Raw genomic sequence first — 16240 nt, 5'->3', positions numbered from 1 at the left:
CGGCAGGCTGCATGGAGAGGGCTGGCTGGCCGGGGACGGCTGAATGGCCCGGAACTCCCGGCTGCTCAGGGACGGCGGGCTGGCCCGGGAGAGCGGTCTGCCCGGGAACGGCTGGCTGCCCCGGAACGCCGGGCTGCCCCGGAACGCCGGGCTGCCCAGGGATGACGGGCTGCATCGGAATGGCCGATTGCCCCGGGATGCTGGGCTGCCCGGGGACGGCCACCTGTGCCGGAATGCCGGGCTGCCCCGGGATGCCGGGCTGCCCCGGAACGCCGGGCTGACCGGCGACCTGCCCTGGACCGGCGACCTGTCCCGGAACGCCGGGCTGTCCAGGAACGGCGACCTCCCCCGGAACGCCGGGCTGACCGGCGACCTGCCCCGGAACGGTCACCTGCTCCAACCCCGCCCCCGGCACCGGCTGTCCGGCAGTCGGCAGGGCGACCGCCTGGGCCCCCGCGCCGCTGCCGTCGACACTGCCGCTGCTGCCCTCGCCGTCGGTTCGGTCAGCCTCGGCCGGTGGCAGGGCGAACACCTGACGGGGACCGGCCGCCTCCTGCGCGTCGGCCCGCTCCTGGGCGGCGGCCAGCGCACGCCTCCGACGTCCGGTCGGCTGCGCCGCCCCGTCCTCCTGACCCTGAGCTCCGCTCTCGCCACCCGCGACCGCAGGCAGAGCGGGCGGCAACGCGTGCTGCTCCTGAGGCTGTCCCTGCTGCCCCTGCTGCTGTCCTTGATCGATGGCCCGCCGGGCCCGCCGCCCGGTCGGCACGGGTACGCCCTGCGGCGGAACGGTGCCACCGAGCCCCGTACCGGAGGCGGCGGCCCCCGCCGCGTGCTCGGCGGCGGTGACGACGGCGCCCTCGGCGACACCCGCGCCCTGACCGCCCGCGTCCTCGGCAGGCCGCCCACGCCGCCGCCCGGTACCACCGGAGGCGGGCACGACAGCGGAACCGGCGGAAGCGGCGTCCGCCTCACCGGCACCACCCGCCGCAGCCTCCTCGGCGGCGATGGCCCGCCGACGCCGCCGCCCGGTAGGCGCGGCACCCTCGGCCTCCCCGCCGCCGGCCGGTTCCCCGTCACCGCTGTCCAGGAAAGCGTCCGTGGAGGCCCGCCGAGCCCGCCGACGCCCCCCATGCGTGCCGTTCTCACCAACCACGCCCGCCCCATCGGCAGGAGTCCCGGCAGGAAGCTCGGCCGGTGTCTCGCCCTCAGCGCCCCCCGCGGGCACGGAAGCCGAAACGGCCCCCGCCCCACCCCCGAGCGGCACCTCCAGCACAAACGCACTGCCGCTCATGCCGGGCACTTCATGCGTCTGCAGCACACCACCGTGCGCCCGCACGATCCCCCGCACGATCGGCTCATGCACCGGGTCACCCCCGGCGTACGGCCCCCGCACCTCGATCCGTACGACCTCACCCCGCTGCGCCGCGGCGACCACGACCGTGTTGTCCATGTAACCGCCCGCCGACACAGGCGCGTTACCCGTCGCGTCGACCCCCGCCACATCCGCGACGAGATGCGCGAGGGCGGTGGCGAGCAGCCGCGCGTCGACCTCGGCCTCGATGGGCGGCGCGTGCACGGCGAACTGCACCCGCCCCGGCCCGATGAGCTCGACGGCCCCGTCGACACCCGAGGCGACGACCGCGTCGAGCATCACCTTCGTACGGGAGATCTCCTGGTCGCCGGAGTCCAGCCGCTGGTAGCCGAGGACGTTGTCGATGAGGGTGGTGATCCGCGAGTACCCGGCGGACAGGTGGTGCAGCACCTGGTTGGCCTCGGGCCACAGCTGCCCCGCGTCATCGGCGGCCAGGGCGGCCAGCTCGCGGCGCAGTTCGTCGAGGGGCCCGCGCAGGGACTGCCCGAGCAGGATCACGAGCTGCTCGTGCCGGCCGGCGAGGGCCTCGTACCGGTCCTTCTCCCGCTCGGCGAGGGCGGCGTAACGCTCCTCCCCGGCGGCCAGCTCCTCCGCGTGCCGCTCGCGCAGCTCCTCGGTCTCGGTGACGTGCTGCTGGCGCAGCGCGGTCAGGTCGGATGCGTGCTCCTCGGAGAGCCGCTCCAACTCCTCCGCGTGCGCCTTCTCGAGGGCGGCCTTCTCCTCCGCGAGGGTGTCGTAGGGCCGCCGGTCGGTGAAGGTCATGACGGCGCCGACGAGCTGGTCCCCGTCCCGCACCGGCGCGGTCGTCAGGTCGACGGGCACCTTGTCCCCGGCCTTGGACCACAGCACCTGCCCGCGCACCCGGTGCTTGCGCCCCGAGCGAAGAGTGTCGGCGAGCGGCGACTCGTCGTACGGGAAGGGCGAGCCGTCGGCGCGTGAGTGCAGGACGAGGGTGTGCAGCTCCTTGCCGCCGAGGTCGCTGGCCCGGTACCCCAGTATCTGAGCGGCGGCCGGGTTGACGAGCACGATCCGTCCGTCGGTGTCGGTCCCGACCACACCCTCGGCCGCTGCCCGAAGAATCATCTCGGTCTGCCGCTGCGAGCGCGCCAGCTCGGCCTCGGTGTCGACGGTCCCGGAGAGGTCCCGCACGACCAGCATCAGCAGCTCGTCGGAGGTGTATCCATAGCCGTCGTAAGCCTGCTGCCCGTTCTCCAGGTTGGCGCTGGTGACCTCGACGGGGAACTCGGACCCGTCGGTCCGCCGCGCGATCATGCGGGTCGGCTTCGTCCGCGCCCGCGGATCGATGTGGTCCGGCCGCCGCATCGACCCCGGGATCAGCTTGGAGTCGAACTGCGGCAGCAGATCGAGCAGCCCCCGCCCGACGAGCGCCGTGCCCGGCGTCTCGAACGCCTCCAGCGCGATGGTGTTCGCGTTGACGACCGTCCCATTGGCGTTGACCAGCAGCAACGCGTCGGGAAGCGCGTCCAGTATGGCTGCGAGGCGAGCAGCGCCTCGGGATGGCCTGCTGCTCACGAGACGCTTCCTCCCTGTTACCGCATCTTGCCGACCGCTCGGGCCGCTCGGGCCATACTGCCAACCGGCCCGCGGGGTGTCACGCGAGGGAGTCTAAGGGCTGGGGTTGCGCCGGGGACGCCGGATGAGAGCGACCTCGCACGACGAAGTGACCCAGAACATGTGAGCGTGCGCGACCGCCCCGCAGCCCTTCGCAGAGATGAGCGAGGGAAGGCTCGGGGAAGTCCTTTGCCCTGCGGCCCGCCTGCCTAGTACCGTGGAGGCCGATTGGTGACACGACGCTCGACTGTGTCATCATCTGCACGCACCACTCGCACACACGCGAGCGGCTGTGCTGGAGGCGTCGCCTAGTCCGGTCTATGGCGCCGCACTGCTAATGCGGTTTGGGCCTTAAAGCCCATCGAGGGTTCAAATCCCTCCGCCTCCGCCGATCAAGAAGCCCCGGTCCACGGACCGGGGCTTCGTCGTTCCGCCTCTCACGACGTTTCCGCAGGTCACAAGCGGTATGCCAAACGGATTTCACATGTCGGCGGCAGTCATGTAATGTTCTTCCTGTCGCCGCGAGCGGGCCGGAAGGACCGAGAGCGAAGACAAAAACAAAACAAGCACTCGTAGCTTAATGGATAGAGCATCTGACTACGGATCAGAAGGTTGCAGGTTCGAGTCCTGCCGAGTGCACACAGGTCAAAGGCCCCCTGGGATCATCTCAGGGGGCCTTTGACATCAACGGCTGACATCAACGCGGCCAGAGATGCCGATCACTCGCCGTCGGTCGGTTCCTGCCCGCCGTCTGATTCCTCCTCCGGCTCGTCTAGTCCAAGAGCGTCGTCCATCCGGTCGGCGGCGGCCTTGAGCGTCGTACTCATCACGTGCGCGTAGGTGTCGAGCGTCATCGTGATCGTGCTGTGCCCAAGCGTTTCCATGATCGTGCGAGCGTCCACGCCTTGAGCGAGCAGGAGTGAGGCGCATGTGTGCCTCAGGTCGTGCACTCGCACCCGTCGCACGCCAGCATCCCGACACAGGATGGTGAGCATCCTGTTCAGGCTGCGAGGATCCGTGACGCGACCGGTCGTCGTGGTGAAGATCAGTCCGTCCGGCTGCCCCGGTGCAGGCTGCCATTTCTTCCCAGCGACCTTGCGTTCCCGCTCCTGCTGGGCCCGGTGCTCTGTGAGTGCTCGAATGCAGTGCTTCGGCAGGGACACCGTACGAATGGAACGCATGGTCTTCGGGCTGCCGAAGATCAGCTCTCGTCGGATGCGCTGCACGTTCCGGCGAACCCGGAGCTGACCGTTCGTGAGGTCGACGTCCGTCCAGGTGAGGGCGAGCGCCTCGCCCCGCCGCAGACCCGTCGACACGAGCAACAGCCACAGGGCGTAGAGGCGGTGGGATCGGGCGGTCTTGAGCATGAGGCGAGCCTCTGTGGCGTCGAGCGGACGCACCTCCTTGCGGGTGACGGTGGGGGTCTCCACGATCCGGGCGACGTTCCGGGCGATCAGTTCCTCTCGGATCGCCTGCTGGAGGGAGGACCGGAGGACCGCATGGATGTACTGGACGGTCCGGGCGGACGGGCGCCGCGCGCAGCAACGGCCAACGGCGCAGCACGAGCGCTTCTCCTCGGGGCGCTCCCGGTCCGCACCGCGCAGGCAGCACAGGCAGGAGTCCTTGAACTCCGCCAGGAACCGGCGCACGTCCGCCGGTGACAAGCGGTTCAGCCGCTTCTTGCCGAGGGCGGGGCGGATGTAGAGGCGGGTCAGACCCTCGTAGCTGTTCAGGGTGGACGGCTTGAGTCGCTGCGGCGCGATGGTGGCGAGCCAGTAGGTGAGGTAGTCACCGAACGCCATGGTGGACTCTGCGGCCGGGATGCCCTGACGGGTCTTCTCCTGCAACTCCGTGAGCTTGTCGGCGACTTCCTTGCGGGTCTTGCCGTAGACGAACTTCCGGGTGCGGGTCCCGTCGGGGCGGTAGACGTAGGCGGCGGCGTGGTACCGGCCATCCGCACGCTTGCTGATCGTTCCTTCGCCGTTGGCGCGCTTCGCCATCAGTCGTTCTCCTCGATGCGGTTCCGCATGTACTGGCGTACGGAGTCGACCGGGATGCGGCGGGCGCGTCCGGCCGTGAAGCTTTCGAGCTGTTTCGAGCGGATGAGGTCGTAGACCTTGCTGCGGCTGAGGCGCAGGGCGGTCATGACTTCGGGGACCTTGAGCGCTTCGGCGCTTGGGGGCATGGCAGTGGTCACGCGGTGACTCCTCTGGGGTCCTTGCGCAGGCAGCGGATGCGCGTGTGTGTCCGAGGTGCGGATTTCTGCGTCACCGCGTCACCTGCGTCATTCAGGGCTTCTGAGCTGCGGGTTTTGGGTGACGCAGAGGGTTGGGGGTGCGTCACCGGTGACGCAGGCTGTCCGTCTCTGGTGACGCGGGTGACGCGGCGTGACGCAGAACGGGGCCGTCTGCGTCACGGCCGTATGCCCAGGTCATCCGCCGTTTCCTGGGGGCCCGTGACGCAGGTGACGCAGCGTTTCCCACTTAGGAAAAAAGGGGGGGTCTGTGGTGGTGCAGTGTGGCTCAGGGCGTGAAGAAGGAGCCGCTTCGCGGCGCGTCCATCGCAGGGCGGCGCCGCCGCCGAACAGCAAGAGGAGCACGTCGCCGGGCCGGTGGTGCTCCTCTTGCTTGTGCGGTCGGGGTCGGTGGTGGTCAGAACGTCTGCTGTTCGTGCGGGGGCGGTGCGGGCGAGCGGGTCATCTCGATGTAGCGGCCCTCCCTGGTGCGGCCGGAGTCGATGAGGACGCCCCGGGCGGCGAGGGTCGGCTGTAGGCGCTTGAGACGGTCGGAGAGGACTTTGCCGGTGGTCGGCCACCCTTTCGGCAGGGGGCGGAAGTCCTCGCCGGTGTAGAGGCGGGTGAGGCAGTGCAGCCACTCCGTGGAGGTCATCCGCTGCTCGGTGCCCGGTTCGATGTCTGCGGCGTGCCTGAGGACGGTCTGCGCCAGCAAGTCACCCTCAATGACGTCGTCGTTGAGGTCGTCCAGACTGGCCCGGTAAGCGGCGAGCGCGCCTAGCCCGGTTGCCGCGTCGAGCTGCGCGCACAGGTGGGCGAAGTCCGCCATCCGCAGGTCGGTGGGAGTCTCTGCCTCAACCGCGCGGACCTTGACCGTGAGGTCCAGGAGAGAGCCGAGGACGACGGGCAGAACCTCCGCGTACTCCGCCCACAGTTCTGCTTCGGTGCGCCGGACCCGGGGGCGTTCCAAGCGCAGCGGCAGGAGCCGTTCGGCGAGGTCGGGACGGATGACGCCTACGTCGATGCCGGTCAGAAGCAGGGGGCGGCGGTAGCGGGCGCGGAACACGTCCCCGTCTGTGAACAGGGCGCGTTTGACGTTCTCGGCGCCGGTGACGATGCAGCACATCGCGTCCGACAGGTCCGGGGTCATGTGGGAGAGGTTGTCCAGGGCGGTGACCCATCCGGCCGCCACTGCTGCGATCAGGTTCTCCTCGTCCTTGGGCGCGCGGCGTAGGTCGCCGCTCATGCCCTCGATGACCCGCACGAGCATCCGCCCGCCGGTGGACTTGCCCGCGCCCTGCGGGCCGGTGAGGAACGGCGCGGGGACGGGCACGGACGGACCGAGACAGCCGATCAGCCACGCGATAGCCAGGCACTCGGTCTCGGCGTTGGCGAAGTTGCACAGCCTCAGCAGCAGGTCGATGCCCTTGCCGTCGGTGTCCTTGGCCGGCAGGGGCAGTTCCCCAGTGAGCTGGGTCCGCCGCCAGCACACCTCACGCGGGTCCGGGATTGCGATGTCCCAGCCGGTGGGGTGGATACGGACGGACTGCCCGTCGGCGCGGCCCAGGTCCAGCCACGTCGCCCCGTCGAATCCGGGAGCGACGCGGATGTGTACAGGCTGCACGTCCTCCGTCAGTGCGAGCGCTTCGATCAAGTCCAGTGCCTCCTTGAGCGCGGTCCCGTTAAACACGCCCAGTCCGTCCCTGAACAGGCCGACCATGAGTTCCTGGCGGTGGCTGCCCGTCGTGCCCTGCGAGCGGATCGGACGGGCCACGGGGTGGCCGTTCCGCTGCGCGTACACGGTGCCGTCGGCGGTGCGGAAGTACCGGAAGTGCGCTTGCGCGTAGTCGGTGATGACCTCGCGGGCGGGGTTCTTCTCGTCGTCGGACATGGTCACAGTCCCAACGTGGTCAGGGCGTTGGTCCACGCATCGGTGCAGTGCCGGGGCGATTCGCCCTTGGCCTGCGCGGCGGTGAACAGTCGCGCGACGTGGGCGTCGGTGAGACAGCCGCACCGACCGTGCGTGGACAGCACGGCGAGGAACGTCCGGTAGACCGTGGCGTGCACCGCGCTCCGGGCGTCGGTGATGCGCTGCTCGGCCATGGCGATGCCACGGTCTAGGTACGTTGTGGTGCGGTGTGGGCACTCGCCCTGTCCGCCTCTCAGGGGCGCTGTGAGCGTCTGTGGCGCCCTGCGAGCGGTGGGCGGTTCCTTTACTGCCAGCGCTCGCACAGCGTCCGGGAGAGCGGCCGTGGCGCCGATGCCGGGACCGAGCCAACGGGCGTATGCCATAAGGGATTTGATGTCAACGCCGGGGCGGACGGCGTTCACGGACCGCATGGAGCCCTGGTAGATCCAGTGCTCTCCGCGCGTGGTGGGCACGGTCTGGGTGGCGGGCAGAGTGGCGCGGGCCCAGTCGACGGCGGCGGCGTTGTCGAGGTCGACCACGGTCACGCCGGCGCCGCCGGGGTGGTAGGCGACGGCGGCGGCCGTGCGCCACGCGGACGCCCACGGCGGGGAGGTGAGGACACACGGGTTGGTGGTGGCGGCGGCCCAGCCGTGGCACGGGCGCGGGCAGGCGCAGGGGCCGGGGGTCTTCATGTTCGGTCGGCCGCCGCACGCGTTGTCGGCGCAGTCGAAGCAGTTGCCGAACGGTACTTTCCCTGCCCGCAGGGGCAGCACGGGGACGCCGTGCGCGGCGAGGGCGAGCGCTCGCCGGATGTGGGTCGGTTGCGTCATGCTGGGAGACCTCCAACAGGTCTGTTGAGGACTGGTTGGCAAGGGCGGCCCCACGGTTCTTGGCGGAATGGGGGCCGCCCTTGGCGTAGCTAGAAGGGGGGTTCGTCGCTGTAGCCGTCGGGGCCCCACGGGTCGCGGCCGGTGTCGCGGCGGCGCAGCCACCGGGGGCGGCGCGGCAGGGGGAGTAGGACGATGCGCCATTCCGTCCAGCAGGGGCAGGGCTCCCACTCGGTGCCGGCGTATTCGCCGGTGTGGTCGCCGTAGTCGTGCGGGATGCCGCCCACGCCGTCGCAGTCGCCGCAGTCGGGCCGGGGCGTGTCGGTGAGGATCAGGGCGTTGCGGGGCAGCGCGGTGCGCTGGATACGCAGTCGCATCACAGGATGAATCTCCTTGTCAGCCGTGGAAGTGGTTGCGCTTGAAGATGGCCTTGCGGATGTTGACCGTGGTCCCGCTCTCGCCGTGGCCGCGTGCGCTGAAGACCTGGACGGCGATCCATCCGCCGAAGATGACGGCGGCGAGGGTGATGAGCTGAGTGATGAGTGCCGTGAGGGCCGTGATGAACGTGGTGAGCAGGAGCAGTCCGCCGCACACGGCGAGGAACCCGACGCCCCCGAGGGCGACGTTCACGGCCGCGCGGGAGACGGCTGGCTTGGCCGTGACCGGTTCGGGCTGTGCGGGGGTGATGGCGTAGCCGGTGACGACGCGGCCGTCGGGGAGGACCACGCTCGCCACCGCTGGCACGCCGTTCGGCTGCACGGGCACGAGCGGGGCCGCCTGGACGACGACCGAGGGCGTGACCGGGGTGGGCTGGTGCACTTCCACGGCCCCTTGGGCGGGGGCGTGCTGGGAGTGGTTGGGGTACATGCGGAATCCCTTCCGGTGTCGGTTCAGGGAGGCGGAGACACCCCCTGCCGGGGGCGCTGTGGAGGGATGTTTCAGGGGTCTGACCTGCGTGCCTCCCTGACTCCCTGAACGATCATTCACGCAGGTCAGGGCCAGGGAGGCGGGTCAGGGAGGCGTTCAGGGAGTTCTCCCTGCCTCCCTGACCGTTCGGGGGTCGGCTCCCTGCCTTCAGTCGGCGGAAGCGGAACCCTCGGTGTTGCGGTTGGCGAGGGCGCGGCCGACGCGGTCACGGGCGACGACCATGACGCCGTCGGACTTGTACGGCTCCGCGCCGGCGTCGTCCAGGACGCGCTTGAGGTCGATGAACGACCAGCCGCCGTAGGCGTCCGGGTTCCGTGTGGCGAGCCGGTTCAGCACGTCCTTGGTCCGCACGCGGGGCGCGTCGCCGATGACGGCGGCGATGTCGGCGAGCGGATCGTGTTCCTCGCCTCGTTCGATGGCGTGCAGGGTGGTGACGCCGTCGCGCAGGGCCTTGGCCCGGTCGGTGATGGCTTCGGCCGCGGCGTCGTCGATGTAGTGCGTGCGCACCGTGATGGACGACTGTCCGGCCGGGATGGTGATGCCGTCGGAGGCGACGACCAGGGTTCCCCGGTCCAGCCCCGGACGCAGCAGGTTCGGAGCGGCGCCGCCGTCGACGGCCTTGTCCCCGAGTGCCATGCGGGCCTGCGACTCGGTGCCCAGGGCGAGGGAGGCGCGGGTGTGGGCGCCCTCGCGGACCAGCTTGGGAAGGTTCTCGTTGGTCGGGTCCTGGGTGCCCTGCCACATCAGCACGTTCACGGCCCGCCCCTGATTGTGGATCTTCCGGACGGCCATGAAGTACCGGGAGTTGGCCTTGGAGCCGCCGTAGGGGCGCTTGTCGGCGTCCTTGGCCGGGCACATGAACGCCACCTGCGCTTCGTCGACCAGCACGATCAGCGGCGGGAACACGGTGCCGGGCGGCGCCTGGATACGGCGGTTCATCTCGTCGACGGCGCCCTCGACCATCTCGGTCACCTGGATCACATGCTCATCCGTCGGACCCTGGATCAGGGTCGTGGCAAGGCCGTCGAACATGGCCCAGTCGCCCACGCCCTTGAGGTCGCCCATGAGGAACTGCACCGACTTGTCCAGCGACAGCCACAGGGCCAGGGAGCGCAGGGCAACGGTCTTGCCCTGGTTCGACAGACCCGTGATGAGCAGATGGCGCTGGTACAGGCTCAAGCTCGCGGCGTCGCCGCGCAGGTCCTGACCCCACGGGGCTTTGCCCTTGGCGTAGTCGGCGGTCATCGTGTCGTCGGTGACCAGCGGGGACGGGCCGATCGGCTCGTCCAGCGCGCCGGAGTCGGCGATCCACAGCCGCACCGTGCGCGCGGCGGTCGGGATGGTGATGAACACCTCGTGTTCGTGCCGAGTGAGGTTCTCGGCAAGCTTGCGGCGCTTGTTCTGCACCTCGTTGGTCGACACCCCGGAAGGCAGGGTCACGTCGACCTCGACACCGCATCCGGCGATGGTGATCGGTCCGAGCATGGACGCGCCGGCGTCGCCCATCTCCTTGATGGCACGCGCCAGAGCGGGCACGCCCAGGTCGCGCAGGGCCTTGACCACGATGGACGGCGTGATCGGCTCACCCTCACCCGACCGCACGTTCGCGGGCAGTGCCCAGGCGGGGGCAGCCTGCTGCTTACGGCCGACCGACCACAGGGCGAGCAGGGCCAGGAACGGGCCGATCGTCAGCGCCGGACCCCAGACCACCTGCACGATCCGGATCACCAGGGCGATGAAGTCGACCGTCGCCGACAGCGGGGTGATGACGTCACCGACCTGTCCCGTGTTGAGGGCCATGACGACTCCGAGGGCGACCAGGACACCGATGCTCATCCCGGCGCCGACGGCCACCCCCTTCGCGGCCTCCACCGGTGAGTGCAGCAGGTCCATGCGGCGGTGGTGGCGGGCGGCGCGGAAGCGCTGCAGCCGCTCCTCCCACTCCTCGGCCGCTTCCAGGTTCCCCGCCGCTTCCGCCGCCCGGATCATCCGCTCGTACCGGGACCCGGTACGGCCGTCCCAAGTTCGGCGGGCCACGATCCGTCCGCCGTTGAAGGTGTAGGACGCGTGCCGGGCCGCAGCCCGGACCGTCGCCCGGGTCGTCTCGTGCGTGGCGGCCTTCTTCACCGCGCGGCCGGAGCGGACCCACAGCGGCACGGGCGGCGTCGGCGGGGCGTCGGGCACGACGGTGAGCACGGTGGGGGTCGTGTCGGGGGTCGGGGGGTCGGTGGGCTTGTGGAGGTGGACGACGTTCTCAGACATGCTGGAAGTGCTCCTGACTGCCCCGATACGGGGCGGGAGTTGAGGAGACATGCCGGGGTGGCCGTGTCCGTGGCAGGGGCGGCCACCCCGGTAGCGGCTGGTCAGAACCAGCGGGAAGACTTCTTGTCGGCCTTGGCGCGGGCGGCCTCGGTGATCAGACGCTGACGCTCGCCGTGCAGGGCCGTCAGCTCCGCACTCAGCCTCATCTCGGCAGCAGAACCGATGGAGTCCATACGGTCTTCCGCGCCGGTCGTGCTGCGGCCCTTGTAGACGCTGCGGGCGCCACCGGCCATCGCGCGCGTCATCGCGAGGCGTTCACGGCTGGTCAGCGGCCACCACTCACCCCGCCGCACGGCTTCCAGCTTCTTCGTGGTCGCCTGGATCGCGCGGTCGAGGCGGCGTATCTCGGAGTTGCCCATGTCAGTGACTCCGTTCGGACCCGTCCGGGTCGGGATAGGCGCACGGCACGCAGGTGCCGAGCGAGGCGGGGATGACGTATCCGGCGTCGCGCCGGCAGGCGGGGCAGAGGCGGCGGGCGGCGTTCGCCTTGGCCAGCGCCGCCCACCGGCCCGGCGTCATCGGCCGGACCGGCAGGGCGAGGTCGACGCGGTAGAGGTAGGCGACCAGCGGCCCCCGGCGGCGGCGCGGCCGTTCGAGCTGCGCGGCCACGCACTGACCACCAGGCCGCAACCCTTGCGCCCTCAGTTGGCGGCGGGTGGCGTAGCCGTCCGGGGCCAGGCGCCACCGGAACACCGGCAGCGCCGCCATCACACGACCTCAGCCGATGCGGCGCGTTCGGCAAGGATCGTGTCCCGCAGCGACCGGGCGTTCGCCGGTGACGTGTGGATGGCGCGGCGGATGCCCTCGCCGGTCACCTTCGCATCCGGCCAATCGGCCGTCACCTTGCGTGCTTCGGCGAGCAACTGATCCGGCGTGCGCTTCGGACGGGTCGACTTCGCCACCGCCGGCACGCGGCCGGTGGCGCGGCGCGGTCGGGCCGACTCCGCCGCGACCGCGCGCCGCTCGATCGGGGCGACCGGAGCGAGGTCGACCGGGGGGAGCGGCTTGGTCGGGAGGGTCGACTTCAGGAAGCCGACGGCCACCGGTCGGGGCAGCCGCGCCGTGTTCGGCGTGGTCGGCGCCGGGGTCGATACCGCGAGGTCAGCCGTAGACCGTTTCCTCATGGTCTCGGTGGATTCCTCCGCATTCGCGCTCGCGGTCGGAATCGGGGCGGGCCGGTGGTGCAGCACCTTGGCGACCAGATCGGAACCGAAGTAGATCGACCCGACCGGCAGCGATGTCGCGAGCAGGACCAGGGCCCAGTTCGCCGGGTCCCAGTCGGCCAGTCGACCCCAGCCGACCGTGCGGCCGTGCAACTCCGGGACCAGCCCGTGCACGTAGTTCAGCACGAGTGAGGCGACCGTGTAGGCGCCCAGGACCCGCAGCGCGAACGTGCGGTCGCGGTCGGCCAGTACGAGGGTGGCGATCAGGGCGAGCGCCATCAATCCGTCGACCACGAACGGGTAGAGCATCGCGGCCGTGTCGTCCGCGCCGACGGCGCCAGCGATGTCCCGCAGCGCGTTCCACGACACGCGGAACGCCATGCCGACGACGGCGACCAGGGCGAGCACCAGGGCGGCGCGACCCTTGCGGTGAAGGTTCATGCCGCACCGCCCACCGGCCGGACGTCGACGGACGCCAGCAGCTCCACCCGGTCCATGGCGCCGTTGGGGATCTCCTGCCACTCCCACTCGGCACCGTCCGGGACGGCGTAGCCGAGCAGAACCAGCACCTCCGCCCGCTCCTGCATGGTGGGCACCGGCCCGGTCCGCTCGAAGAAGCGTTCGGGCCATTCCCAGCTTGGGCCGTCGGTGACGACGTACAGCTCCCACTCACCGGCGAAGCTGTTGGTCAAGCGAGCGCTGCACGTCACGCCGCACCCCCGGGCAGGCTCGCGGCGGCCGTACGGTTGACCAGGTCCCGCCGCGCCGCCAGCACCCGGTTGCGGGCCCGGCGGATGCGGCGGGCGTCCACCTCGTTCACGGGGCGGTCCATGGCCTTGATCTGCGCGTCCAACAGGTCGACCTCCGCCAGGATGACGGGGGACTCCTGCTCGATCGCGTCCAGCTCCGCATCCGTCGGCTCCATGAAGTCGGCGAACGCGGTAACAGCGTCCTGAACAGTGACGATGTGGCTCATAGGGTCGTGTGTCCTCTCACAGGTGAACGGCCCGAACCGCGCCCCCGGTGTTCCAGCACCGGGGGCGCTTGCCGTTGAAGTCGGAACTTCCGGCTCCCCTCAGCGCTGCACGTACGAGACGTGCAGCGGAGGCAACCGGCCGCAGCGGTGCTGCGGAGATTGAGTGCGCTGTACCTCACACGGGAGGAGATCCCGTGCGGCCGCCTACTTGGCCGAGGAGAGGCGGCGTGATCCCCATTCAGTTGTCAATGAACCTGCGCTTCCTTCGTACTCACCCCCGCCTGAGCTGGGGCTTTCCTCCGGGCGCACATGTACAGCAGAGCCGTACGGGACACCCCGTCTAGCTTGTCTGGAGGAGTGCCTTGGCAAGAGATTGCACGAGTCGCGCTTGGAGAGTCAAGCCCCCTGGTCTAACTTGTACGGAGGAGTTGGAGTAGAGGGGAAGTGTCATTGGTGCGTCGCGGCATGACGAAGGCTCAGGAAATCGCCCATGACCTGCGCGAACAGATCCTGTCCGGGAGGCTGGCAGGGGGTGAGGCGCTCCCCAGCGAATCCAAGATGATGAGCCAGTACGGCTACAGTCGCGAGACCATCCGCGCCGGCGTCCGCCTCCTGATTGAGGAAGGGTTGGTCGTCACGGGCCAGGGCCAGGGGAAGTACGTTCGCGAGGACTACCCGCCTGTCGTGTGGAACTGGACGACGCTGGAGAGTCGTAGCCGCCACGCCACGGCGGTTGAAGGCAGAACCGCTGGTGACCAGTGGGCAAGCGTGATTGCGGAGAACGGGAACGCTCCCCGGCAAGACATCACTGTGTCGATCGTGGAGCCTCCATCCCACGTTCGCGAACGCCTCGAACTCCCCGAAAACGGCTTGGCCGTGGCGCGTAAGCGCGTCCGGTTCATAGACAACCGGCCCTACGCGCTGGCTGACTCGTACTTCCCTCAGGAACTTGTGACTGGCACGCCCCTGATGGAGCCGCGAGATGTCTCCGCGCCCGGCGGCATCTTGGCGTCCGTGGGACTCGTCCAGGCCAAATATGTGGACGAAATCTCGGTGCGGATGCCGACTCGCCCTGAGGCCGAACAACTTGCTCTACCTGCGGCAACACCTGTCGCTGAGCACACCCGAACGGGCTATGACGCGGATGGTCGACCACTCCGCTGCATGGTCACCATCCTTCCCGGAGACAGGCACAAGATCCTCTATGAAGTCAGCACGGACTGAGTACCTTCGCCCCGCAGCGGCGGAGGACGTACCCGCCCTCTTGGCTCTCCGAGCAGAGGCGGAACGGTGGCTGCGCACCAAGGGAACCGACCAGTGGAGCGATGCGGAGACCGGCGAGCGCGCCATTGCGAAATGGCGCGCCAGCATAGATGAGGGGCGGGCCTGGGTCGTTGTCGGTGAGGGCGACAAGGTGCTAGCCACCGTCAGCCGTGGGCCCGTTGACCGGGACTTCTGGACGGACACCGACCACCCCGAATCAGCCCTGTACCTGTACAAGTTGATGGTCGCGCGCGAAGCATCCGGTCGGCACCTCGGAACACGGGTCATCGACTGGGTATCGCGCCTTGCTGCGCTGGAAGGGCGAACCTGGGTGCGAATCGACACATGGCGGTCAAACACTGAACTACACGCCTATTACGAACGGTTGGGGTTCAAGCACGTGCGCACTGAGGCGCCGTCTCACAGGCGTTCAGGATGGCTCGCTCAACGCCCGGCGGGTGAGGTGACCTTGCCGCATGCTCCCTTGTCTGTCGGGCCCTACCAGGGTTGGCGCGAAGACGCGACAACCCTCGTCGATGTGCCGCACCAGAAGGGCTGACGTGCTGGCCCTTTGGCGCCTGACCTGCGGAAAGGGAACGGCGCCCTGACATCAACGCCTGACATCAACAGCCACGTACACCGACACACAACGACGGACCGACACCGATCCGCGACCGTGGATTGACGGCGTTGAATGGCTGGTCGGCGCCCCGTGCATCCAGGGTTGACGCGCCTACGGATCAGAAGGTTGCAGGTTCGAGTCCTGCCGAGTGCACAGCAGACCAGAGGCCCTGTGGAGTGATCCACAGGGCCTCTGGCTTTTGCCTTGACGGCAGTGTTTGACAGCAACCGCCTCAGAGGGCGGGTGCGGGACCGATCAGACGGCTACGCGGACACCGGCCGCGCCGTCGTCATCATCCCGGCCCGTTGCCGTCACCCCTCAATGCGTCCCCGACGCGATCGAAAGCGGATCGCTGAGAGTCGAGCCGTACGAAGGTGTAGATGTCCCTGGTCACGCGGATGGAGCCGTGGCCCAGGACTTCCATGATCATGCGGGCGTCGGCGCCCTGTTCGTGGAGGAGCGAAGCGCAGGTGTGACGCAGGTCGTGAAAGCGGACCTTGCGGACGCCGGCGCGGGCACACAGGGCCTCGAAGGAGCGGTTCAGGTTGAAGGTCTACGTCCGACCAGCGCAGCCCCAGCAGCTCACCGCGCCGAAGGCCGATGCGGACCGCCAGTTCGTACGCGGCCCACAGCCCCTGATCGCCCTGGGCACCGAGGCCGCGATGAAGGGCTACCGCGTCTGCTACACGCTTGCCACCAAGCTGGTGAATGAGCTGGTCGAGGCGGCCGACGAGAAGCAGCTGAACAAGACCATCGCCCGCTACGGCCGCGTCGACCTCCTCTGCATCGACGAGCTGGGATATATGGAACTGGACCGGCACGGCGCCGAGCCGCTGTTCCAGGTTCTGACCGAGCGCGAGGAGAAGAACAGCGTCGCCATCGCCTCCAACGAGTCGTTCGGTGGCTGGACCAAGACCTTCACCGACCCACGTCTCTGCGCGGCCATCGTCGACCGCCTGACCTTCAACGGCACCATCATCGAGACCGGCACCGACTCCTACCGCCTCGTCAGCACCCGGGCACGAGCCGAGGAGCCGGCGAAGGCCGGCTGAGC

General features: G+C 69.6%; 16 protein-coding genes, 2 tRNA genes and 1 pseudogene. 5 read left to right on the top strand and 14 right to left on the bottom strand.

What is annotated here, in order from left to right; translation table 11 throughout:
• Window positions 1-2905: PAS domain-containing protein (locus ACH5AC_RS05005; protein ID WP_398860227.1), on the bottom strand; the 2905-nt coding region annotated here is incomplete at its 3' end.
• A 336-nt stretch (window positions 2906-3241) separates the two neighbouring features.
• Between ACH5AC_RS05005 and ACH5AC_RS05000 the strand changes: the two genes are divergently transcribed.
• Together ACH5AC_RS05000 and ACH5AC_RS04995 are read left to right on the top strand one after the other, a co-directional pair.
• Window positions 3242-3332: transfer RNA gene (locus tag ACH5AC_RS05000), tRNA-Ser, on the top strand.
• 178 nt (window positions 3333-3510) lie between these two features.
• A tRNA-Arg gene (locus ACH5AC_RS04995) sits at window positions 3511-3583 on the top strand.
• Window positions 3584-3663: 80 nt separating this feature from the next.
• On the opposite strand, the gene ACH5AC_RS04990 is transcribed toward ACH5AC_RS04995, so the two are convergent.
• The 12 genes from ACH5AC_RS04990 to ACH5AC_RS04935 form a co-directional block, all read right to left on the bottom strand.
• Window positions 3664-4944 carry a tyrosine-type recombinase/integrase gene (locus ACH5AC_RS04990; RefSeq protein ID WP_398860225.1) on the bottom strand — a complete coding sequence of 427 codons (1281 nt, stop codon included), beginning with the start codon at window positions 4942-4944 and terminating at the stop codon, window positions 3664-3666.
• Complete coding sequence (locus tag ACH5AC_RS04985; protein WP_398860224.1) at window positions 4944-5141, bottom strand: helix-turn-helix domain-containing protein; 198 nt, start codon at window positions 5139-5141, stop codon at window positions 4944-4946. The genes ACH5AC_RS04990 and ACH5AC_RS04985 overlap by 1 nt, the downstream gene beginning before the upstream one ends.
• 454 nt (window positions 5142-5595) lie before the next feature.
• Window positions 5596-7068, bottom strand: coding sequence for an ATP-binding protein (locus ACH5AC_RS04980; RefSeq protein ID WP_398860902.1), 1473 nt, complete (start codon window positions 7066-7068; stop codon window positions 5596-5598).
• Between the two features lie 2 nt (window positions 7069-7070).
• Window positions 7071-7916 carry a bifunctional DNA primase/polymerase gene (locus tag ACH5AC_RS04975; RefSeq protein ID WP_398860223.1) on the bottom strand — a complete coding sequence of 282 codons (846 nt, stop codon included), beginning with the start codon at window positions 7914-7916 and terminating at the stop codon, window positions 7071-7073.
• 89 nt (window positions 7917-8005) lie between these two features.
• Complete coding sequence (locus ACH5AC_RS04970; protein WP_398860222.1) at window positions 8006-8290, bottom strand: hypothetical protein; 285 nt, start codon at window positions 8288-8290, stop codon at window positions 8006-8008.
• 19 nt (window positions 8291-8309) lie between these two features.
• On the bottom strand, window positions 8310-8780 hold the full coding sequence (locus tag ACH5AC_RS04965; protein WP_398860221.1) for a hypothetical protein: 471 nt from the start codon (window positions 8778-8780) through the stop codon (window positions 8310-8312).
• A 207-nt stretch (window positions 8781-8987) separates the two neighbouring features.
• Entirely contained in the window at window positions 8988-11102 is a 2115-nt protein-coding gene (locus ACH5AC_RS04960; RefSeq protein WP_398860220.1) for an FtsK/SpoIIIE domain-containing protein, read from the bottom strand.
• Window positions 11103-11203: 101 nt separating this feature from the next.
• Window positions 11204-11521: a hypothetical protein gene (locus ACH5AC_RS04955; protein WP_398860219.1), complete on the bottom strand. Its 318-nt coding sequence runs from the start codon at window positions 11519-11521 to the stop codon at window positions 11204-11206.
• A gap of 1 nt (window position 11522) precedes the next feature.
• Window positions 11523-11870, bottom strand: a complete 348-nt coding sequence (locus ACH5AC_RS04950) for an RRQRL motif-containing zinc-binding protein (RefSeq protein ID WP_398860218.1) — start codon at window positions 11868-11870, stop codon at window positions 11523-11525.
• Complete coding sequence (locus ACH5AC_RS04945) at window positions 11870-12766, bottom strand: DUF2637 domain-containing protein (RefSeq protein WP_398860217.1); 897 nt, start codon at window positions 12764-12766, stop codon at window positions 11870-11872. The genes ACH5AC_RS04950 and ACH5AC_RS04945 overlap by 1 nt, the downstream gene beginning before the upstream one ends.
• Window positions 12763-13035 (bottom strand): DUF6303 family protein, encoded by a 273-nt coding sequence (locus tag ACH5AC_RS04940; protein WP_398860216.1) that lies wholly within the window; start codon window positions 13033-13035, stop codon window positions 12763-12765. Before ACH5AC_RS04940 ends, ACH5AC_RS04945 begins: the two co-directional genes overlap by 4 nt.
• A complete protein-coding gene (locus tag ACH5AC_RS04935; RefSeq protein WP_398860214.1) occupies window positions 13032-13301 on the bottom strand; it encodes a DUF6284 family protein in 270 nt (89 codons plus the stop codon). Before ACH5AC_RS04935 ends, ACH5AC_RS04940 begins: the two co-directional genes overlap by 4 nt.
• Window positions 13302-13766: 465 nt before the next feature.
• Here ACH5AC_RS04935 and ACH5AC_RS04930 point away from each other — a divergent pair, with 465 nt between their 5' ends.
• Both ACH5AC_RS04930 and ACH5AC_RS04925 read left to right on the top strand, forming a co-directional pair.
• Entirely contained in the window at window positions 13767-14525 is a 759-nt protein-coding gene (locus ACH5AC_RS04930; RefSeq protein WP_398860213.1) for a GntR family transcriptional regulator, read from the top strand.
• The gene (locus tag ACH5AC_RS04925) at window positions 14446-15123 is read left to right on the top strand and encodes a GNAT family N-acetyltransferase (protein WP_398860212.1); all 678 of its coding nucleotides are present in this window, start codon (window positions 14446-14448) and stop codon (window positions 15121-15123) included. The genes ACH5AC_RS04930 and ACH5AC_RS04925 overlap by 80 nt, the downstream gene beginning before the upstream one ends.
• Before the next feature lie 355 nt (window positions 15124-15478).
• Here the strand turns inward: ACH5AC_RS04925 and ACH5AC_RS04920 are convergent, their stop codons facing one another.
• Window positions 15479-15709, bottom strand: coding sequence for a tyrosine-type recombinase/integrase (locus ACH5AC_RS04920; protein WP_398860901.1), 231 nt, complete (start codon window positions 15707-15709; stop codon window positions 15479-15481).
• A gap of 112 nt (window positions 15710-15821) precedes the next feature.
• On the opposite strand from ACH5AC_RS04920, the pseudogene ACH5AC_RS04915 reads away from it, so the two are divergent.
• Window positions 15822-16238: pseudogene (locus tag ACH5AC_RS04915) on the top strand (ATP-binding protein); the annotation flags it as partial.
• Window positions 16239-16240: the final 2 nt, after the last annotated feature.

It is taken from the genome of Streptomyces sp. NPDC018693, assembly GCF_044391385.1.
Lineage (GTDB): Bacteria > Actinomycetota > Actinomycetes > Streptomycetales > Streptomycetaceae > Streptomyces.
Note: the sequence above shows the minus strand (reverse complement) of the source record. Positions and strands in the feature narration are given on the sequence as shown.

Excerpts from the sequence above, each read along its gene's own strand:
- ACH5AC_RS04990 (WP_398860225.1), bottom strand. The coding sequence starts at position 4,944 with ATGGCGAAGCGCGCCAACGGCGAAGGAACGATCAGCAAGCGTGCGGAT.
- ACH5AC_RS04980 (WP_398860902.1), bottom strand. The coding sequence starts at position 7,068 with ATGTCCGACGACGAGAAGAACCCCGCCCGCGAGGTCATCACCGACTAC.
- ACH5AC_RS04975 (WP_398860223.1), bottom strand. The coding sequence starts at position 7,916 with ATGACGCAACCGACCCACATCCGGCGAGCGCTCGCCCTCGCCGCGCAC.
- ACH5AC_RS04970 (WP_398860222.1), bottom strand. The coding sequence starts at position 8,290 with ATGCGACTGCGTATCCAGCGCACCGCGCTGCCCCGCAACGCCCTGATC.
- ACH5AC_RS04965 (WP_398860221.1), bottom strand. The coding sequence starts at position 8,780 with ATGTACCCCAACCACTCCCAGCACGCCCCCGCCCAAGGGGCCGTGGAA.
- ACH5AC_RS04960 (WP_398860220.1), bottom strand. The coding sequence starts at position 11,102 with ATGTCTGAGAACGTCGTCCACCTCCACAAGCCCACCGACCCCCCGACC.
- ACH5AC_RS04955 (WP_398860219.1), bottom strand. The coding sequence starts at position 11,521 with ATGGGCAACTCCGAGATACGCCGCCTCGACCGCGCGATCCAGGCGACC.
- ACH5AC_RS04950 (WP_398860218.1), bottom strand. The coding sequence starts at position 11,870 with ATGGCGGCGCTGCCGGTGTTCCGGTGGCGCCTGGCCCCGGACGGCTAC.
- ACH5AC_RS04945 (WP_398860217.1), bottom strand. The coding sequence starts at position 12,766 with ATGAACCTTCACCGCAAGGGTCGCGCCGCCCTGGTGCTCGCCCTGGTC.
- ACH5AC_RS04935 (WP_398860214.1), bottom strand. The coding sequence starts at position 13,301 with ATGAGCCACATCGTCACTGTTCAGGACGCTGTTACCGCGTTCGCCGAC.
- ACH5AC_RS04930 (WP_398860213.1), top strand. The coding sequence starts at position 13,767 with ATGACGAAGGCTCAGGAAATCGCCCATGACCTGCGCGAACAGATCCTG.
- ACH5AC_RS04925 (WP_398860212.1), top strand. The coding sequence starts at position 14,446 with ATGGTCGACCACTCCGCTGCATGGTCACCATCCTTCCCGGAGACAGGC.